Annotated in this window: 14 protein-coding genes; 12 read left to right on the top strand and 2 right to left on the bottom strand. The window is 71.6% G+C overall.

Features of this window, described 5'->3' with window-relative positions; all coding sequences use genetic code 11:
* Positions 1 to 51 precede the first annotated feature (51 nt).
* Positions 52 to 1,041, bottom strand: a complete 990-nt coding sequence (locus tag R2740_RS10965) for an ABC transporter ATP-binding protein (RefSeq protein ID WP_371302717.1) — start codon at positions 1,039 to 1,041, stop codon at positions 52 to 54.
* A gap of 3 nt (positions 1,042 to 1,044) precedes the next feature.
* Here R2740_RS10965 and R2740_RS10960 point away from each other — a divergent pair, with 3 nt between their 5' ends.
* Genes R2740_RS10960 through R2740_RS10950 form a run of 3 tightly spaced genes read left to right on the top strand, consistent with a single transcriptional unit; the run spans position 1,045 to position 3,505 of the window.
* Positions 1,045 to 1,782, top strand: a complete 738-nt coding sequence (locus tag R2740_RS10960) for an ABC transporter permease (protein WP_371302716.1) — start codon at positions 1,045 to 1,047, stop codon at positions 1,780 to 1,782.
* Positions 1,782 to 2,501, top strand: a complete 720-nt coding sequence (locus R2740_RS10955; protein ID WP_371302715.1) for an ABC transporter permease — start codon at positions 1,782 to 1,784, stop codon at positions 2,499 to 2,501. The genes R2740_RS10960 and R2740_RS10955 overlap by 1 nt, the downstream gene beginning before the upstream one ends.
* Positions 2,502 to 2,560: 59 nt before the next feature.
* On the top strand, positions 2,561 to 3,505 hold the full coding sequence (locus R2740_RS10950; protein ID WP_371302714.1) for an ABC transporter substrate-binding protein: 945 nt from the start codon (positions 2,561 to 2,563) through the stop codon (positions 3,503 to 3,505).
* 20 nt (positions 3,506 to 3,525) lie between these two features.
* Here R2740_RS10950 and R2740_RS10945 read toward each other — a convergent pair whose 3' ends face one another.
* Entirely contained in the window at positions 3,526 to 4,677 is a 1,152-nt protein-coding gene (locus R2740_RS10945; protein ID WP_371302713.1) for a glycosyltransferase family 2 protein, read from the bottom strand.
* Between the two features lie 71 nt (positions 4,678 to 4,748).
* On the opposite strand from R2740_RS10945, the gene R2740_RS10940 reads away from it, so the two are divergent.
* The 9 genes from R2740_RS10940 (at position 4,749) to R2740_RS10900 (ending at position 18,208) form a co-directional block, all read left to right on the top strand.
* Positions 4,749 to 5,846, top strand: a complete 1,098-nt coding sequence (locus R2740_RS10940; protein ID WP_371302712.1) for a sulfotransferase family protein — start codon at positions 4,749 to 4,751, stop codon at positions 5,844 to 5,846.
* Positions 5,843 to 6,754 carry a hypothetical protein gene (locus R2740_RS10935; protein ID WP_371302711.1) on the top strand — a complete coding sequence of 304 codons (912 nt, stop codon included), beginning with the start codon at positions 5,843 to 5,845 and terminating at the stop codon, positions 6,752 to 6,754. Before R2740_RS10940 ends, R2740_RS10935 begins: the two co-directional genes overlap by 4 nt.
* 151 nt (positions 6,755 to 6,905) lie before the next feature.
* On the top strand, positions 6,906 to 7,868 hold the full coding sequence (locus R2740_RS10930) for a Rossmann-like and DUF2520 domain-containing protein (protein ID WP_371302710.1): 963 nt from the start codon (positions 6,906 to 6,908) through the stop codon (positions 7,866 to 7,868).
* 8 nt (positions 7,869 to 7,876) lie between these two features.
* Entirely contained in the window at positions 7,877 to 8,788 is a 912-nt protein-coding gene (gene panC, locus R2740_RS10925) for a pantoate--beta-alanine ligase (protein WP_371302709.1), read from the top strand.
* A complete protein-coding gene (locus R2740_RS10920) occupies positions 8,785 to 10,491 on the top strand; it encodes an L-aspartate oxidase (RefSeq protein ID WP_371302708.1) in 1,707 nt (568 codons plus the stop codon). The genes panC and R2740_RS10920 overlap by 4 nt, the downstream gene beginning before the upstream one ends.
* The gene (nadC, locus tag R2740_RS10915) at positions 10,488 to 11,387 is read left to right on the top strand and encodes a carboxylating nicotinate-nucleotide diphosphorylase (RefSeq protein WP_371302707.1); all 900 of its coding nucleotides are present in this window, start codon (positions 10,488 to 10,490) and stop codon (positions 11,385 to 11,387) included. Before R2740_RS10920 ends, nadC begins: the two co-directional genes overlap by 4 nt.
* Positions 11,388 to 11,389: 2 nt before the next feature.
* On the top strand, positions 11,390 to 12,169 hold the full coding sequence (locus R2740_RS10910; protein ID WP_371302706.1) for a type III pantothenate kinase: 780 nt from the start codon (positions 11,390 to 11,392) through the stop codon (positions 12,167 to 12,169).
* A gap of 324 nt (positions 12,170 to 12,493) precedes the next feature.
* Positions 12,494 to 12,817: an Lsr2 family protein gene (locus R2740_RS10905; protein WP_371302705.1), complete on the top strand. Its 324-nt coding sequence runs from the start codon at positions 12,494 to 12,496 to the stop codon at positions 12,815 to 12,817.
* Between the two features lie 216 nt (positions 12,818 to 13,033).
* Positions 13,034 to 18,208 carry a GEVED domain-containing protein gene (locus R2740_RS10900; RefSeq protein WP_371302704.1) on the top strand — a complete coding sequence of 1,725 codons (5,175 nt, stop codon included), beginning with the start codon at positions 13,034 to 13,036 and terminating at the stop codon, positions 18,206 to 18,208.
* Positions 18,209 to 18,254 lie beyond the last annotated feature (46 nt).

Raw genomic sequence — 18,254 nt, 5'->3', positions numbered from 1 at the left:
ACCCCGTCCGCGACGGCTCACCTGCCCATCGACGACGCCTCGCCGCGCCGGCTACGACGCGTCGGCGAGGGAGGCGCGCAACGCCCGGTGGATGCCGTTGGGCGTGAGCACGCCGGCGAACCCCGACCCCTGACGGACGCCGACCACCTGCTCGTCGTGGCCGAGCAGCACGGTCAGCGCCTGTTCCAGGGTCACGCCGAGGTCGACGGTGGCGGCGAGGTCGCCGGTGCGGACGTCGTCGAGCGGCTCGAGGTGCTCGGCGGCCACCGGCGTCACCCGGAGCCGACGCAGGCTGGTCGTCGAGCCGACGAAGTCGGCCACGAAGTCGTCGGCGGGGCGGGCCACCACCTCCAGCGGGGTGCCGACCTGGGCGAGGCGCCCGCCGGTGGCGAAGACCGCCACCTGGTCGCCCATCGTGACCGCCTCGTCGATGTCGTGGGTGACCAGTACGACGGTCTTGTGCAGCTCCTGCTGCAGCCGGCGGAACTCCTCCTGCAGCCGCCCGCGCACGACCGGGTCGACCGCGCCGAACGGCTCGTCCATGAGCAGCACCGGCGGGTCCGCGGCCAGCGCCCGAGCCACCCCGACCCGCTGCCGCTGGCCGCCGGAGAGCTGCGCGGGATAGCGGTCGGCGTAGAGGTCCGGGTCCAGGCCGACCAGGTCCAGCAGCTCGGTGGCCCGCTCGCGCGCCTTCGCCCGCGGGGTGCCGAGCAGCGAGAGCACCGTCGCGACGTTCGTCGCCACCGTGTGGTGGGGGAACAACCCGATCTGCTGGATCACGTAGCCGATGCCGCGGCGCAGGGTCACCGGGTCGACATCGGTGACATCACGACCGTCGAGCAGGATCCGCCCGGTGGTCGGCTCGATCAGCCTGTTGATCATCTTCAGGGTGGTGGACTTGCCGCAGCCCGACGGCCCCACCAGGCACATCACCTCACCGCGCGGCACCTCGAGATCGAGCTCGTGCACGGCCACGGTGCCGTCGTCGTAGGTCTTGCCCACGCCGCTCAGCCGGATCATCGGATCCGAGGTAGCGTCCATGCGGTGACCCTACTCGCGACCGTCACGACCGCCGCCGCTCCGCGGCTCGGGTACGACGTCGCACACGAGCCGGTCTGCTACAGCCGCACGGTCAACGACTGGATCTGTCCGGCCTACCTCACCGACCGCCATGCGCAGCTCGTCGACGCGACCGTCGAGCACCTGTGGATCACGGCGGCGGCGGTGCTGCTGGGTCTGGCCATCGCGTTCCCGCTGGCCCTGCTCGCCCGCCGGCACACCCGGCTCGAGTCGGCGATCGTCGGCAGCGCGACCACGCTCTACACCATCCCCTCGCTGGCGCTGTTCCCGCTGCTGGTGCCCTTCACCGGCATCACCGCCACGACGGTCGTCGTGGGGTTGGCGCTCTATGCCCTGACGATCCTGGTCCGGGCGCTGCTCGACGGGCTGCGTGCGGTGCCCGGCGAGGTGGTGGAGTCGGCGACCGGGCTGGGCTACGGCAGCATGGGGCTCCTGTGGCGGGTCGAGCTCCCGCTCGCGCTGCCCGTGGTGATGGCGGGGCTGCGGGTCGCGACGGTGTCGACGGTGGCGCTGACGACGGTCGGGACCCTCGTCGCCCACGGCGGGCTCGGCAACCTGATCTCCGACGGCGTGTTCAGCAACTTCCGCGCCGAGCTCCTCGCCGCGTGCGTGCTGTGCGTGCTGCTCGCGGTGGCGCTCGACCTGCTGCTCGTGGGCGTGCAGCGGTTGCTCACCCCCTGGACGCGGACGGCGGCCGGCTGATGCTCGGAGACGCGCTCGCCTACCTCCTCGACGGCAGCAACTGGGTCGGCGACCAGGGCCTGCTGCCGCTGCTCCTGCAACAGCTGTTGATCACCGTCACTGCGCTGGCCATCGCGCTGGCGCTCGGCCTGCCGCTCGCGTTGTGGCTGGGCCATCTCGGCCGGGGCGGGTTCCTCGCGGTCAACGTGTCCAACGTCGGGCGGGCGATCCCGACCTTCGCGCTGCTGGCCCTGCTGGTGACCGCGAGCTGGCCGGGGACGTCGTACCTCGGACCCTACGGGCGCGCGGGGCTCGCGACGCTGCTGGCGCTGGCCGCGTTCGCGCTGCCGCCGATCATCACCAACGCCTACACCGCGGTGCGCGAGGTCGCGCCCGACGCCAAGGAGGCGGCCCGAGGGATGGGGATGAGCGGGTGGCAGCAGTTCCTTCGGGTCGAGCTGCCGCTGGCGATGCCGCTCATCGCGACCGGGATCCGCCTCGCGCTGGTCCAGGTGTGGGCGACCGCGACGCTCGCCGCCCTGGTCGCAGGGCCGGGGCTGGGCAGGATCATCACCGACGGGTTTGCCAACACCGACTATGGGAAGGGTATTGCAGGGGCTGTTGTTGTGGCCCTTGTCGCGCTGGTGCTCGAGCTTGTCGCGGCGGCCGTGCAGCGCATGGCCGACCCGATGCGAGCAGCGGTGCGACCGACCGCCACGGTTCTGCCGGCCACCAGCTAGGTCGCCCGAGCCACCGGACACGCGCGGCGCAGGCCGCGGGACACAGAAGGTGAGACACCATGAAGGCAACACGACCGCTCGCGACGCTCCTGGCCGTGGGGACCGTGCTCCTCGCGGCCGCCTGCGGCAGCGACGACGGCTCGACCTCGTCGTCCGGCAGCGAGGGGGGCGACAAGGGCAAGGTCTCCATCAGTGGGCAGAGCTTCCCGGAGGCCACCCTGGTGGCGTCGATGTACGAGCAGCTCCTCGATGCCCAGGGCTACGACGCCAGCACCACGCTCGTCGACACCCGCGACGTCTACATGGCCGACGGCCAGTTCCCCGGCTCGATCCAGGTCGTGCCGGAGTACGTCGGCGGCATCGTCGACTACCTCAACGCCAAGGCCAACGGCCCGGACGCCGCGTCGTTGACGACCAACGACCCGGCGGCCAGTCTCTCGGCCGCGCAGTCGCTGTTCGATGACGCCGGCATCACCATGCTCGACCCCTCGGCCGCGACCGACCAGAACGCCTTCTTCGTCACCCAGGACTACGCCGACGCCAACAACGCCTCCACGCTCTCGGACCTGTCCGGCAAGAGCGTGGTGCTCGCCGCCGCACCCGACTGTGCCGGCCGGGCCGACTGCGAGAAGGGGCTGACCGACGTCTACGGCATCACGATCACCAAGATCCTGCCACTGGGGTTCGCCAGCGATCAGACCTACCAGTCGGTGCTCAAGGACGAGTCGCAGCTCGGCCTGACCAGCACCACCGACGGCACCCTCGCCGACCAGGGTCTGGTGCTGCTCGCCGACGACCAGGGCATCCAGCCCGCTCAGAACCTCGTGCCGGCCGTCGACACGTCCTGGGCCCAGGACAATCCCGATGCCGTCGACGCGCTCAACAAGCTGATGGCCGCCCTCGACACCGAGAAGCTCACCGAGCTCAACGGCCGGGTCTCGGTCGACCGTGAGGACCCCGCCACCGTGGCGAAGGACTTCCTCACCGAGGCCGGCCTGATCTGAGCCGAGGCGTCTGCGACGCGTCAGCGCTCGTGCGGGCGGAGGTCGAGGGCCCCTGCGTCCGCTGCCTCGACCAGCACCTCCTCATCGAGTACGCCGGCCGGCAGGGCCAGCCGGCCGGCGGCCCGCGGCACGGGTGCGCCGTCGAGCGAGGCGACGTAGTCCATCAGCGCGGCGACCTCCGCCCGCCGTCCGCGCTCCACGAGCCATCCGGCGAGCCGATGCACCGGCGGCAGCCCGGAGTGCACCAGCGACCGGCCCTCCCACAGCTCGGCGATCCCGTCGGCCAGCAGGTCCCACCAGGCGTCGTCGCAACCGGGGACCTCCAGGAAGTAGCGCCACAGGTCGCCGGCCATCACCCGGTCCACGAAGACCCGCTCCACCTCGGGCCCGCCGAGCTCACGCACCGACGCGAGTGACATCCGCTTGGTGGCGATCCGGTCGCTCAGGTCGGCCACTGAGGACCGCTGCTGGGTGATCGAGGTCCCGTCGCCGCGGATCCGCCAGTGGTAGACGACGTCGGGCACCACGTCGAACTGCCCCAGCAGATAGGCGCGCGTCGTCGTGGGCTGGTCCTCGTAGCGCACCCCCTCCGCCCAGCTCAGCCCGGCGGAGTCCCAGAACGACCGCCGGAACACCTTGTTCCAGGCGAAGACGTCGCCGAGGATCTCCGGATGGTCGTCGGCGGTGACCCGCCAGCCCCCGTCGGCCGCGTGCAGCCGTCGCATCCACGGCGGCTCGTGCAGGCCGTCGGCCTCCCAGCGCACGATCGAGCCGGTGACGAAGTCCGACCCGGAGTGCAGCAACGAGCCGACCAGGACGGCGTACGCCGCGGGGGGTACGACGTCGTCGGAGTCGCAGAAGCCGAGCAGGTCGCCGGTGGCATGCCGGACCCCCTCGTTGCGCGCGGCACCCAGCCCGCGGTTGTCGGTGTGGACGACCCGCACGCGCGGGTCGCGTTCGGCGTACCCGTCCGCGATCTCCCCGCTCGCGTCCGGCGAGCCGTCGTCGACGACCACCACCTCCAGCGCCGGGTACGACGACCGCAGCACGCTGTCGAGGCAGTCGGGCAGCCAGGCCTCGACGTCATAGACCGGCACCACGATGCTGAGCAGCGGCAGGTCGGTGGACTCTCCGGGGGACGCCCCCGAGCCGCCTCGGCGCCAGAACCTCACGCAGCGCAGCCTAGTGAGGTGGGCCGCGGGCTCCGCCGCGGCTCGGCGGCGCGCGGGTAGGCTCAGCCTCCGTGAACGCCGCCCCCGCCGCCCCCGAGCCCTCGTCCGGGCCCGGCACCGAGTCCGCGACCACCGAGCCGCGCACGGTCCTGTTCGTCGCGGGCGCGGGCCGCTCCGGCACCAGCACCTTCGCGGGCCTGATGAAGCTGCTCGGGATGCACGTCCCGCAGCCCGAGGTGCCGGCCGACGACTCCAACCCGAAGGGCTTCGCCGAGCCGCAGTGGAGCGTCGACTTCCACGACCGACTGCTGGCCGACGCGATGGTCACCGTCAGCGACAGCCGCCCGGTCGCGTGGTTCGAGACCGGTCGGGTGTCCACCCGGGAGCCCGAGCGGATCGCGGCGGCCGACTGGTTGGGCGGCCACCTCGCGAGCCATCCCGAGCTGGTCGTGAAGGACCCGAGGCTGGGCTGGTTCCTGGCGCTGTGGCGGGTCGTGGCGGTGCGGGCCGGCGCCCGACCGGTCTTCGCCACCATGCTCCGGCCGCCCGCCGAGGTCGTCGGGAGCAAGCAGAAGTACTACCAGAACCGCCTCGGCTCGGCGCACCTGGCGGCCTCGTGGCTCAACATGCTGCTCCACGTCGAGCGAGCCACCCGCGAGAGCGTCACCGACGGCGGGCGAGCGTTCGTCCGCTATGCCGACCTGCTCGACGACTGGACCCGGGTCACCATGGGCGTCGCTCGCCGGCTCGACCTGCAGGCGGTGCTCCATGCCGACCAGGAGAACCTCCGCGACGTGCATCGCTTCATCGACCCCAGCCTGCGTCGGGTCACGGTCTCGCTCGACGACCTCGGCCTGCCGCGGCGCCTGCACACCCTCACCGAGGAGGCCTGGCAGCAGCTCAACCACCTCGCCGATCCCGACGGCGACACCGCGGAGGTCCGGGAGGCGCTCGACCAGCTGCGCGACGCCTACGTCGAGCTCTACGACGAGTCCGAGGCGATCTCACGGTCCAGCGTGGAGGCCGCGAAGACCGAGCTGAAGCGCCGTTTGCGTGCCCCCGAGGAGCCCCGCGGCTCGGTCGCCGACAAGATCCCGCACGACCTGCGGGCCAAGATCCCGCCGAGCGTGCGGTCCGGCGTGCGCCGGGCCCTCGGGCGCCCCCGATGACGATCCACAACCTGGAGGGCCACGCCGACTTCGACGTCACCTGGCCCTGGGAGACCGACGAGCCGCTGCGCACCGGCACCACCGCGGTGCTGCGCGTCAAGAACGAGGCGCCCTCGCTGCCGTTCGTGCTCCCGCCCCTGCTGCGCGCCTGCGACGAGGTGCTGCTGGTCGACAACGGCTCCACCGACGGCACCCTCGAGGTCGCGCAGGCGACCGCCGACCGCGTGGGCCGCGGCTCCTTCCGCACCGCGACCTACCCCTTCGACGTCGCCCGCGCCGGCGCCGAGCACCTCGGTCAGCACGAGCGCTCGGTGCACTCGCTGGCCTACTTCTACAACTGGTGCTTCGCGCAGGTGCGGACGTCGTACTCCTGGAAGTGGGACGGCGACATGGTGCTCACCACCGAGGGCGAGGTGTCGCTGGCGGCCCTGGGCTGGCAGGTCGGCCGCGAGGACGTGATCGTCCGGGTGCCGCGACACGGGCTCTACCTCGAGAGCGACCGGGTGGGCTACCTCGACCTGGGGTTGCGCAACGCCGAGGAGTGGGGCTTCCCGACGACCCCGGACTTCGTGTTCACCAAGGCGTTCGAGTGGGAGATGCGGACGACGCCCGCCCGGGTGCGCTCGATCGCGCTGCCCCAGGGGCTCTGCGTGGAGCTGAAGTACCTCGACGGCGACGAGTTCGCGCACTGGACCGACCCGGCCTCCTTCGCCACCAGCCAGCGCAACCGCCGCAAGCGCCGCGAGTGGGAGGTCTTCCACGCGCTGCGTGAGGGCACCGTCCCCGCCGGTGTGACGGCCATCGAGGCGCCCGAGGGCCAGCACGTCGTCGACTTCGTGACCCGCGAGTGGCTGCCCCGGGCGCCGCGCCCGCTGGTGGTCGGCGAGGCGGCGATCGCGGCCGGCTGAGCCGGCTCGGGGCCGACAGGGGTTACCTACGTCACGTCGCGGAGTGGTTCCCCCTTCGGAATGCGGCCGCGTACCCTTCGGTTTACCTGTTCGCCTGGCGACATCGTCTGGTACCCGCCCTGGAGCGGGACTGGAACGAGGAAGGTACGGCATGGACACCAGCACCCCTCCGGTGGGACCCCTGCGCATCGGCGTCGTCGGCGCCGGCCGGGTCGGCGCCGTCCTGGCGGCCGCGTTGCGGGCCGCCGGCCACGAGATCGTCGCGGTCGCCGGTGAGTCCGACGCGAGCCGCCGTCGGGTCGACGCGCTGCTGCCCGGCGTCGACGTCGACAAGCCGAGCGCCGTCGCGCGGGCCTGCGACCTGCTGCTGCTCACGGTCCCCGACGACATGCTCCACAACGTCGTCACGGTGCTCGCCGACTCCGGCGCCCTCCGGGCGGGACAGTACGTCGTGCACACCTCCGGGCGGCACGGTCTGGCCGTCCTCGAGCCGGCGACCCGCGTCGGCGCCCGACCGGTGGCGATGCACCCCGCGATGACCTTCACCGGCACCGACGTCGACCTGCCGCGCCTGCCCGGGTGCACCTTCGGCGTCACCGTGGGCGCCGCCGAGCGGGCGATGGCCGAGCGGCTGGTGGCCGACCTCGGCGGCCGCTGCATGTGGGTCCCCGAGGAGCACCGCACGCTCTACCACGCCGCCCTCGCCCACGGCGCCAACCACCTGGTCACCCTGGTGTCCGAGGCGATCGGGCTGCTCGCGGCCGCGGCCGCGGACAACCCCGACCTCGACCCGGCGGCCACGCTGCGGCCGCTGCTCAGCGCCGCCCTCGACAACGCGCTGGTCGCCGGCGACGCCGCGCTGACCGGCCCGATCGTCCGCGGCGACGTCAACACCGTCCGCGCCCACCTCGCCGACATCGCGGCGACCGCGCCGCACACGCTGCCGTCGTACGTCGCCATGGCGAGGGCCACCCTCGACCGGGTCGTCACCGACGGGCGGGTGCTGCCCATCCGCGCCGCGAAGATCCGCCGGGTCCTCGACGCCGCCCTGCTCGACGTCCAGGCTCCGCGCCAGCCGCGGGACGTGCAGATCTTCGACACGCCCTGGGCCTGACCGCGCCGATGCCCGCCCCGCCGTCCCGGCCCGTCGTCGCGTCGTCGCGGGCCGACCTCGCCGAGGCGGTGCGCTCGCCCGCGGGCGGGGTGGCACTGGTGCCCACGATGGGCGCGCTCCACGACGGCCACGCGAGCCTGATGCGGGTCGCCCGCGCCCGCGTCGGGTCGGGACCCGTGGTGGTCTCGGTCTTCGTCAACCCGCTGCAGTTCGGTCCGGGCGAGGACCTCGACCGCTACCCGCGGACCTTCGACGCCGACCTCGACGTGTGCGCCGCCGAGGGCGTCGACGTGGTGTTCGCGCCGTCGGTCGACGAGGTCTATCCCGGCGGTGACCCCCAGGTCACCGTCGACCCCGGGCCGCTGGCCGGCGTGCTGGAGGGGGCCGTCCGCCCCGGCCACTTCGCGGGGGTGCTGACGGTGGTCGCCAAGCTCTTCGGCCTGGTGCGTCCCGACCTCGCGGTGTTCGGCGAGAAGGACTACCAACAGCTCACCCTGATCCGCCGGATGGCCGCCGACCTCTGCCTCGGCGTCGAGGTCGTCGGGGCGGCGACGCAGCGCGAGGACGACGGGCTCGCGATGAGCTCTCGCAACCGCTACCTCGACCCCGAGGAGCGCCGACGCGCCATCGCCCTCTCCGAGGCGCTGTACGCCGCCCGCGCGGCCGCCGCGGTCACCAGCCGCCCGGCCGTCGCGCTGGCCGCGGCGCAGGAGGTGCTCGGCCGGGCGGCCGGCGTGCAGCCCGACTACCTGGTGCTCACCGACCCCGCCCTCCAGCCGCTGCCGGAGGAGGTCGCGGCGGACACCGAGGCCAGGGCCCTGGTGGCGGCCCGGGTCGGCGGCACCCGGCTGATCGACAACCTGGCCGTGCGGTTCGCGACGTCGGGCGACCGGACCGGCGACGATAGCCTGCCCACATGACCGACGGCCCCGCTTCCGCCGGCCCCGATCCCGTCGGCGTACCGGCCCGGCTGCTGGCACCGGAGCCCGGATGGTCCACCCGCGCCGACGTCGTCGTCGTGGGCTCGGGCATCGCCGGCCTCACCGCGGCGCTGCGGATCCACGCGGCGCTGCCGGGCCACCGGGTGATGGTGGTGACCAAGGACGTGCTCGACGCCGGGTCCACCCAGTGGGCGCAGGGTGGGATCGCCGCGGCTCTCGGCCCCGGCGACACCCCCCAGCAGCACGAGTGGGACACCCTGGTGGCCGGCGCCGGTGCGTGCGACCTGGGCGCCGTCCGCGCCCTGGTGACCGAGGGCCCCGACGCCGTCCGTGAGCTGATCGCGCTGGGCGCCCAGTTCGACCATCACCCCGACGGCGAGCTCAGCCTGACCCGCGAGGGTGGACACCACCGCGACCGGATCGCGCATGCCGGAGGCGACGCGACCGGCGCGGAGATCCAGCGGGCGCTGATCGCCGCCGTCCAGCGTGCGCCCGAGATCGAGGTGCAGCAGCACGCCCTGGCCGTCGACCTGTTGCTCGACGCGACCGGAGGCGTGGCCGGGCTCACCCTCCACGTGATGGGCGAGGGCCAGCGCGACGGCGTCGGCGCGGTCCACTGCCGCGCGGTCGTGCTCGCCAGCGGCGGGCTCGGCCAGGTCTTCTCGCAGACCACCAACCCGGCCGTCAGCACCGGCGACGGCATGGCGCTGGCGCTCCGCGCAGGGGCGGTGCTGCGCGACCTGGAGTTCGTGCAGTTCCACCCCACCGTGATGTACCTCGGCCCCGACTCCCGCGGACAGCAGCCGTTGGTCTCCGAGGCGGTGCGTGGCGAAGGCGCCTTCCTCGTCGACTTCGAGGGAAACCGGTTCATGCAGGGGCAGCACGAGCTGGCCGACCTGGCGCCGCGCGACGTGGTCGCCAAGGCGATCACCCGTCGCATGGCGGAGACCGGGCACCCGCACATGTGGCTCGACGCCCGCCACCTGGGGGCGGCGTTCTGGGAGCGCCGCTTCCCGACGATCCTGGCCACCACCCGCAGCCACGGCGTCGACCCGGTCACCGAGCTGATCCCGGTCGCACCGGCCTGTCACTACGCGTCGGGTGGCGTGGCCACCGACCTGTGGGGTCGTTCGACCGTCCGGGGCCTCTACGCCACCGGCGAGGTCGCCTGCTCCGGTGTGCACGGCGCCAACCGGCTCGCGTCCAACTCGCTGCTCGAGGGGCTGGTCTTCTCCCGACGGATCGCCGACGTGCTCCCCGGCGAGCTGCGGCCGTGGAGCGAGCCGGCCGTCGACCCCCGCGCCGCCGGCCTGGTCGCCGGGACGGCGCGTCGGCCGCTGCAGGAGGCGATGACGGCCCAGGTGGGCGTGTTGCGGTCGGCCGCCGGCATGACGTCGGCCGCGGGCATGCTCGCCTCCCTGGAGGCCGACCTGGCCACCCACGTGGTCGACCTCGACGCGTGGGAGACCACCAACCTGCTGACCGTGTCGCGGGCGCTCACCGAGGCCGCGCGCCGGCGCGAGGAGACGCGCGGCTCCCACTGGCGCGAGGACTTCCCCGAGCGCGATGACGCCCGATGGTCGGGCCACTTCGACGCGACGACGACCGAGGGCAGGCTGAGGCTCGACTTCCACGCCACCGAGCCGACCGACCGGTCGCCGGAGGAGGAGGTCCCCGCATGACCACCCTGCACCCACCGCCGTCCGACCTGCTGGCCGAGCTCGCAGCGGCCGGGCTCGATGCCGACGCGGTGGTGGCCGCGGTCGACCGGGCCCTCGAGGAGGACCTGCCGGGTGGCAGTCTCGATGTCACCAGCGCCGCGACGATTCCTCCCGCTGCCCACGGAGTCGCCGACGTGGCCGCCCGTGATCGCGGAGTCGTCGCCGGGCTCGGCGTCGCCGCGCTGGTCTTCCACCGGGTGCTGGGCACGGAGGTGAGCGTCACGGACCGGCTCGCCGACGGCACTGAGGTCGTCGCCGGCGACGTCGTGATGCGGGTGTCCGGACCGACCGGCGGTCTGCTCACCGCCGAGCGCACCGCGCTGAACTTCGCCTGTCACCTGTCCGGCGTGGCCACGGCCACCGCCGCCTGGGTCGAGGCGCTGCGCGGGAGCCGGGCCCAGGTGCTCGACACCCGCAAGACCATCCCCGGCCACCGTGCCCTGCAGAAGTACGCCGTGCGGTGCGGTGGCGGCGTCAACCACCGGTTCTCGCTGTCGGACCTGGCCATGGTCAAGGACAACCACGTGGTCGCCGCGGGAGGTGTGGTGCCGGCCTACCGTGCGGTGCGGACGCGGTTCCCCGACGTGCCCGTCGAGGTCGAGGTCACCGACCTCGACCAGCTGCGCGAGATGCTGGCCGAGGGGTGCGAGCGGATCCTTCTCGACAACATGGACACCACGACGATGGCCGAGGCGGTCGCGATCACCGACGGCCGGGCCACGCTGGAGGCCTCCGGCGGGCTGACCCTCGAGCGGGCCCGCGAGGTCGCCGCCACCGGCGTCGACTTCATCTCGGTGGGCGCGCTGACCCACTCCGTGAAGGTCTTCGACCTCGGCCTCGACCTCACGGAGCAGTGACCATGCTGCTCACCGCCGACATCCGCAACGCCCACACCGCGCTGGCGCTGTTCGAGACGCCGACCGCGGACGACGCGCTGGGTCACTGGCGAGTCTCGACCGAGCGCCGTCGTACCAGCGACGAGTGGGCGGTGCTGGTGCGCGGCCTGGTGCGCGACGTCGCTGCGACCGAGGAGCTCTCCGGGATCGCCGTGGCGGCGACCGTGCCTGCCGTCCTGCACGAGTGGCGGGCCATGGCCGGCAGGCACTTCGCCGCCGTCCCGCTGGTGGTCGTCGAGCCGGGCACCCGCACCGGCCTGAGCGTGCTCACCGACAACCCGCGCGAGATCGGGGCCGACCGCATCTGCAACGCGGTCGCCGCCGCGGCCAGGTACGCCGGCCCGACGGTGGTGGTCGACTTCGGCCACGCCACGACCTACGACGTCGTCACGGCCGACGGACGCTACGTCGGTGGTGTGATCACCCCCGGCATCGAGATGTCCCTGGAGGCGTTGGGCCAGGGCAGCGCCCAGCTCCGTGAGGTGGAGCTGGCCCGGCCGCGGTCGGTGGTGGCGAAGAACACCGTGGAGGCGATGCAGGCGGGCCTCGTCTTCGGCGTCGCGGCGCAGGTGGAGGGGCTGGTGGCCCGCATCCGAGCGGCTCTCGAGGGGGACGAGCCGGTCACCGTGGTGGCGACCGGGCATCTCGCCCCGCTGGTGGCCGAGGAGTGCGCCTGCTTCGCGGAATACGACCCCCTGCTGACCGCCCACGGCCTGTCGCTGGTTTTCGCCAGGAATGCCTGAGGACTAATAACGCCCTTTCCCCCGAAAAGCATCAAAGGAGGGCCTCGCCCTCCTTTCGGGTGTACGGACAACGGGCGACCGTGCGAATGAGCCCGTGCGGAATAGCGCGGCCCTTGGCGGGCTTCACCGCTGCGCTGCTGGGCTTCGGCCCCCACTGGGGTCGGTCGTCCGGGCGCGCCGACATCTCGTTCGAGACACGTCCACGTTTGCTTTTGACGTCGAGACCGGTAAGGGTATTCAATGACGGTTGCGTCATCATGCTCGGGTCGGGGAGTAGGTTTTCTACTTCCCGACTCTTTTTCTTTCCCACGAGGAGTCAATTCCATGGCACAGAAGGTCAACATCGTTCTCGTCGACGACCTGGACGGTTCGGAGGCCTCGGAGACGGTGTCGTTCGGCCTCGACGGCACGTCCTACGAGATCGACCTCAACGACAAGAACGCCAAGGCCCTGCGCGCCGCGCTGGCCTCTTACGTCGGCCATGCCCGCAAGGCCGGTGGCACCCGCCGCGGACGTCGCTCCGGCTCGAGCAACCTCGGTCCCAGCAGCAAGGAGATCCGCGACTGGGCCCGCAGCAACGGCTATGAGGTGTCCGACCGGGGCCGGGTCTCCGCGGAGGTCCGTCAGGCGTTCGACGCCGCCCACTGATCCCCAGGGCGGGCGACTTCTCCGGCCGCGACACTTTTTCGCGTCATGAGACGGATGTCCCTCCGTCTCCACCTTTGTGGGTAGGCTGCCGCCTGCCCGGACCTAGTCCAGGCTTACTGCGTCGTGCCCTCGCTCGGGACGAGCCGAACGCGGGCGACACGGCACAGGTCGTGCAGATTCCGGGGACGCCCGGGAGATGGGGAGACACGAGATTCAATGAGGGCCGGACGGTGGTTCCGCCGACTTCAGGACAACAAGGCTGTCGCGCTGCTCCAGGTCACCGGCCTGGTGCTCGTGGGGCTGCTGGCGTTCCAGCCGTCACCGGTGAGCGCCTATGAGTTCCCCACCGGCAGCTTTGCGCTGACCCAGTCGGGCGCCACCGACATCAGCGGTGTGACCTACCCGTCCGGCGTGACGGCCACCGTGACCGCGACGGGACTAACCGACCTGGCGGCCCCGACCACGCTCGGCTCCCGCGGCTGGGACCAGACGCAGTACACCCCGACCAACATGCAGAGCGGCGACACCGCGGCCAACGTCATCGTCAACACCGGCACCTGCAACGCCACCGGCACCTGCCCCGGTCTGGGCACCGTCACGGTCGCGTTCAGCCAGCCGGTGCGCAACCCGGTGATCCACATGTCCGGCATGGGCGGCGTGTCCGCGACGACCCGCTTCGGCAACGTCAACGCACAGTCCGACCTGCATGCGGTCTACACCCTGACGACGCCCGGCGTCACGCTCTCCAAGCTCGACGGCAACGCGCAGCTCGCGGTCACCTCCACGACCATCGGCGCCACCAACGACTCGACCTCCGTCACCTGCACCACCAACGTCAACGGGTCCCCCTACTTCAACGCCGCAGGCAGCGCCTCCTGCGGCAGCATCCAGGTCAACGGCACCGTCACCACGCTGTCCTTCGACATGTCCGCGGTGTTCGTGCAGAACTCGTCGGCACTGCCGGCCGTCAACACCTCCGGCTCCGGCGACGGGATGGCGCTGACCTTCACCCTCCCCCAGGACTTCTCCGACGCCCCGGCCTCCTACAACGGCTCGCAGGCGCCGGCCCACGTGATCAGCAACCTGGCGCTCGGCAGCACCGTCGACGAGGACAACCCCAACGCCCGCAACGCGACCGCGAGCCCGTTCCCGGGGACCGCGGCCAACGGTGACGACACCAGCGGCACCGACGACGAGGACGCGTTCGCCACGCTGCCCAGCGTGCTGATCGACCCGGGCAGCACCTATGCACTCACCGTCCCGTTGTCGGGAACGACGACCGGCGCCAGGGTCTGCGGCTGGATCGACTTCGACAAGAGCGGCACCTTCGAGTCGAGTGAGCGCGCCTGTGCCAACCCGGGCGGCGCCTCCTCGGTGACACTCAGCTGGAACGTGCCGAACGGGCTGACCGCCGGCACCTCCTATGCGCGGTTCCGGGTCGGCTACACCACCAGCCAGATCAACTCCCCGACCGGGTTGGCCGACTCCGGGGAGGTCGAGGACTACCCGATCACCTTCGCGCCGCGCGCCCAGATCATCCTGCGCAAGACCACGACCGGGAGTACCGGAGGTCCGTTCGCCTTCACGCTGACCAACACGACCCAGTCCACGGGAAGTGTGACGACAACCTCGGCCGGCACGCCCACGCAGGTCGACGGCGACACCGGAACCGCCGGCACCCAGGCCTTCACAGTGCAGACGGCCAACTCCGCAGTCACCATCAACGAGTCCACCCTGCCGGGAGGCTGGTCCCTCGCCGGCGCCACCTGTTCCGACGCCGTGGGTGCGACCGTGGGCAGCCTGAGCGGCACGACCTACACCGTGCCCGGGACGGCCACCGCCCCGGGAGGGGTGATCACGTGTACGTTCACCAACGGCCAGCCCGGGATCTCGCTGACCAAGACGGCCGGCGCTATCAACGATCTCGACGGCAACGGTCCCGACGTCGGCGACACCATCCCCTACACCTTCGTGGTGACCAACACCGGACAGACGCCGCTCAGCTCCGTCGGGGTCAGTGACCCGAAGATCGGCAGTGTCACCTGCCCGTCGACCAGCCTGGCAGTGGGCGGGTCGATGACCTGCAGCGGCACCTACACCCTGACCCAGGCGGACGTGAACGCCGGCGTGGTCAACAACACGGCGACCGCCTCGGGCACCCCGCCCACCGGTCCGGCGGTCACCGCCCCGGCCAGCGCCACCAAGACGATCCCCGCTGCACCGGCGATCACGCTGGACAAGAGCCATGGCGCGATCAACGACCTGGATGGCAACGGGCCCGACGTGGGCGACACTGTGGTCTACAGCTTCCTGGTGACCAACACCGGCAACGTGACGCTGTCCAGCGTGGGTGTGACCGACCCGATCGTCGGCGCCGTGACCTGCCCGGCCGGGTCTCTTGCGCCAGGCGCGTCCAAGACCTGCTCCGCGACCTACACGCTCACCCAGGCCGACGTGAACGCCGGCGTGGTCAACAACCTGGCGACCGCCACCGGCACCTCGCCCACCGGGGTCGTGGTGAACGCACCCGACACCGACACGCTGCCCATCCCGCGCACGGCGACGCTCACCCTCGACAAGCAGGCGGGCACCCCGTCGGGCAACACGGTCGGCGACACCATCGCCTACACCTTCCTGGTCCAGAACACCGGCAACGTGGCGCTGACCAACGTCAACGTGAGCGACCCCAAGGTCGGCACGCTGAACTGCCCGACCACCACCCTTGCTCCCGGCGCGTCCATGACCTGTACCGCGACCTACTCGTTGACGCAGGCCGACATCGATGCAGGCACGGTGGACAACGTCGCAACCGTGACGGCAGACCCGCCCGCCGGAGTGACACCGCCGAGTGCCACCGACAACACCTCGACCCCGATTTCCCGGACGCCAGACCTCAGCCTCGTCAAGCAGAGCGGCGGCGTGACCGACCTCGACGGCAACGGCACCGACGCCGGGGACGAGCTGTCCTACACCTTCGTGGTGACCAACACCGGCAACACCACCCTGAGCACCATCGTGGTGACCGACCCCCTGGTCGGCCCCGTCTCCTGTCCGGCGACCCCGCTCGCCCCCGGCGAGCAGCTGACCTGCTCGGCTACGTACACCCTGACCCAGACCGACATCGACACCGGCTCGGTGACGAACACCGCCGACGCCATGGCGACGCCTCCGCCGGGCCTCACGCCACCGACCGACACCGACACGCTGGTGACCCCGGTGTCACCCAACGCGGCCATCGCCCTCGACAAGACCAGCGGCGGCGTCACCGACCTCGACGGCAACGGCACCGACGAGGGTGACACGATCGACTACGAGTTCCTGGTGACCAACACCGGGTCGGTCACCCTCGACTCCGTCAGCGTCTCCGACCTGATGGTCGGCACGGTCGCCTGCCCGGTGACCACGCTTGCCCCGACCGAGTCGACGATCTGCACGGCCACCTATGTGCTCACCCAGGCCGATATCGACAGCGGGTCGGTCACCAACACCGCGACCGCAACCGGCACCGGCAGCAACGGCGACACCCCGGAGGCGACCGACGCCGAGACGACGCCGCTCACCCAGACACCCGACATCGCGGTGGACAAGCAGGCCGGCACCCCGACCGGCTCGGCCGCCAACGACACGATCGACTATGAGTTCCTGGTCACGAACACCGGCAACGTCACGCTGACCAACGTCGGTGTCACCGACCTGACGGTGGGCGCGGTCAGCTGTCCGGTGACCACGCTGGCGCCCGGCGAGTCAACCACCTGCACCGGCACCTACACGCTCACCCAGATCGATGTCGATGCCGGCCACGTGGCCAACGAGGCGACCGCCTCCGGTACGCCGCCCGCCGGTCTCACGCCGCCCACGGCCACCGACAACACCGACGTACCGCTCAGCACCGACCCGGCGATCAGCCTTGACAAGCAGGTGGCCGGAGTGTCGGGCTCCGCGGCCGGTGACCTGATCGACTACACGTTCGTGGTGGTCAACACCGGCAACGTCACGTTGACCGGGATCGTGATCGACGACCCGCTCGTCGGGTCCGTGACCTGCCCGACGACCACCCTGGCTCCTGGGGAGCCGATGGCATGCTCGGCGACCTACACGCTGACCCAGGCCGACGTGGACTCGGGTCACGTGGCCAACGATGCGATGGTGACGGGCACCGATCCCCACGGCACCGACGTTCAGGCGTCGGACAACACCGACACGCCGCTGGCGCCCGGGCCCGCTCTGTCTCTGGTGAAGACCGGCACCCTCAACGGCGATGCTGCCGATGACACCATCAGCTATGAGTTCTTGGTGACCAACACCGGCAACGTCACGTTGACCGGGGTCGTCGTGAACGATCCGCTGGTCGGACCCGTCTCATGCCCGGCCACGACGTTGGCGCCCGGCGCGAGCACGACGTGCACGGCGACCTACGTCCTGACGCAGGCCGACGTCGACCTCGGTTCGGTGCTCAACACCGCGATGGCGACGGGGACGGACCCGAACGGCGTGGACACCTCGGCGACCGACAGTGAGACGGTCACCATCGACCCTGCTCCGGCGATCACGCTGGACAAGCAGGCGGGTGTGCCGTCGGGGGCCGCCGCGGGGGACACGATCGATTACTCGTTCGTGGTGACGAACACCGGGAACGTGACGTTGGATCCGGTGACGGTGGCTGACTCGCTGGTGTCGGTGACGTGTCCTGCTGGTCCGTTGGCTCCGGGCGACTCGGTGACCTGTGGTCCGGTGAGCTACACGTTGACGCAGGTCGATGTGGACTCCGGGCACGTGGCCAATACGGCCACGGTGACGGGCACCGACCCGAACGGCACGGACGTCGACGCGACGGACAGCACCGACACCCCGATCCCGGCCGGTCCGGCGATCAGCCTGGTGAAGACCGGGACGCTGAACGGCAACAACGCTGGTGACTCGATCGACTATGAGTTCTTGGTGACGAACACCGGGAACGTGACGCTGGACTCGGTGGTCGTGGATGACCCGATGTTCACGGCGGTGGACTGCCCGGTCACCACACTGGCACCCGGTGCGGACACCACCTGCACGGCGTCGTACACGTTGTCGCAGGCGGATGTGGATGCGGGTCAGGTGGACAACACCGCGACCGTGACCGGGACCGACCCGAACGCCACCGACGTGAGTGACACCGACACCGAGTCGGTGCCGATCACCGCGGCGCCGGACATCACGCTGGACAAGCAGGCGGGTGTGCCGTCGGGGGCCGCCGCGGGGGACACGATCGATTACTCGTTCGTGGTGACCAACTCCGGCAATGTGACGTTGGATCCGGTGACGGTGGCTGACTCGCTGGTGTCGGTGACGTGTCCTGCTGGTCCGTTGGCTCCGGGCGACTCGGTGACCTGTGGTCCGGTGAGCTCACGTTGACGCAGGTCGATGTGGACTCCGGGCACGTGGCCAATACGGCCACGGT

The organism is Nocardioides sp. (genome assembly GCF_041393715.1).
GTDB lineage: Bacteria > Actinomycetota > Actinomycetes > Propionibacteriales > Nocardioidaceae > Nocardioides.
Note: the sequence above shows the minus strand (reverse complement) of the source record. Positions and strands in the feature narration are given on the sequence as shown.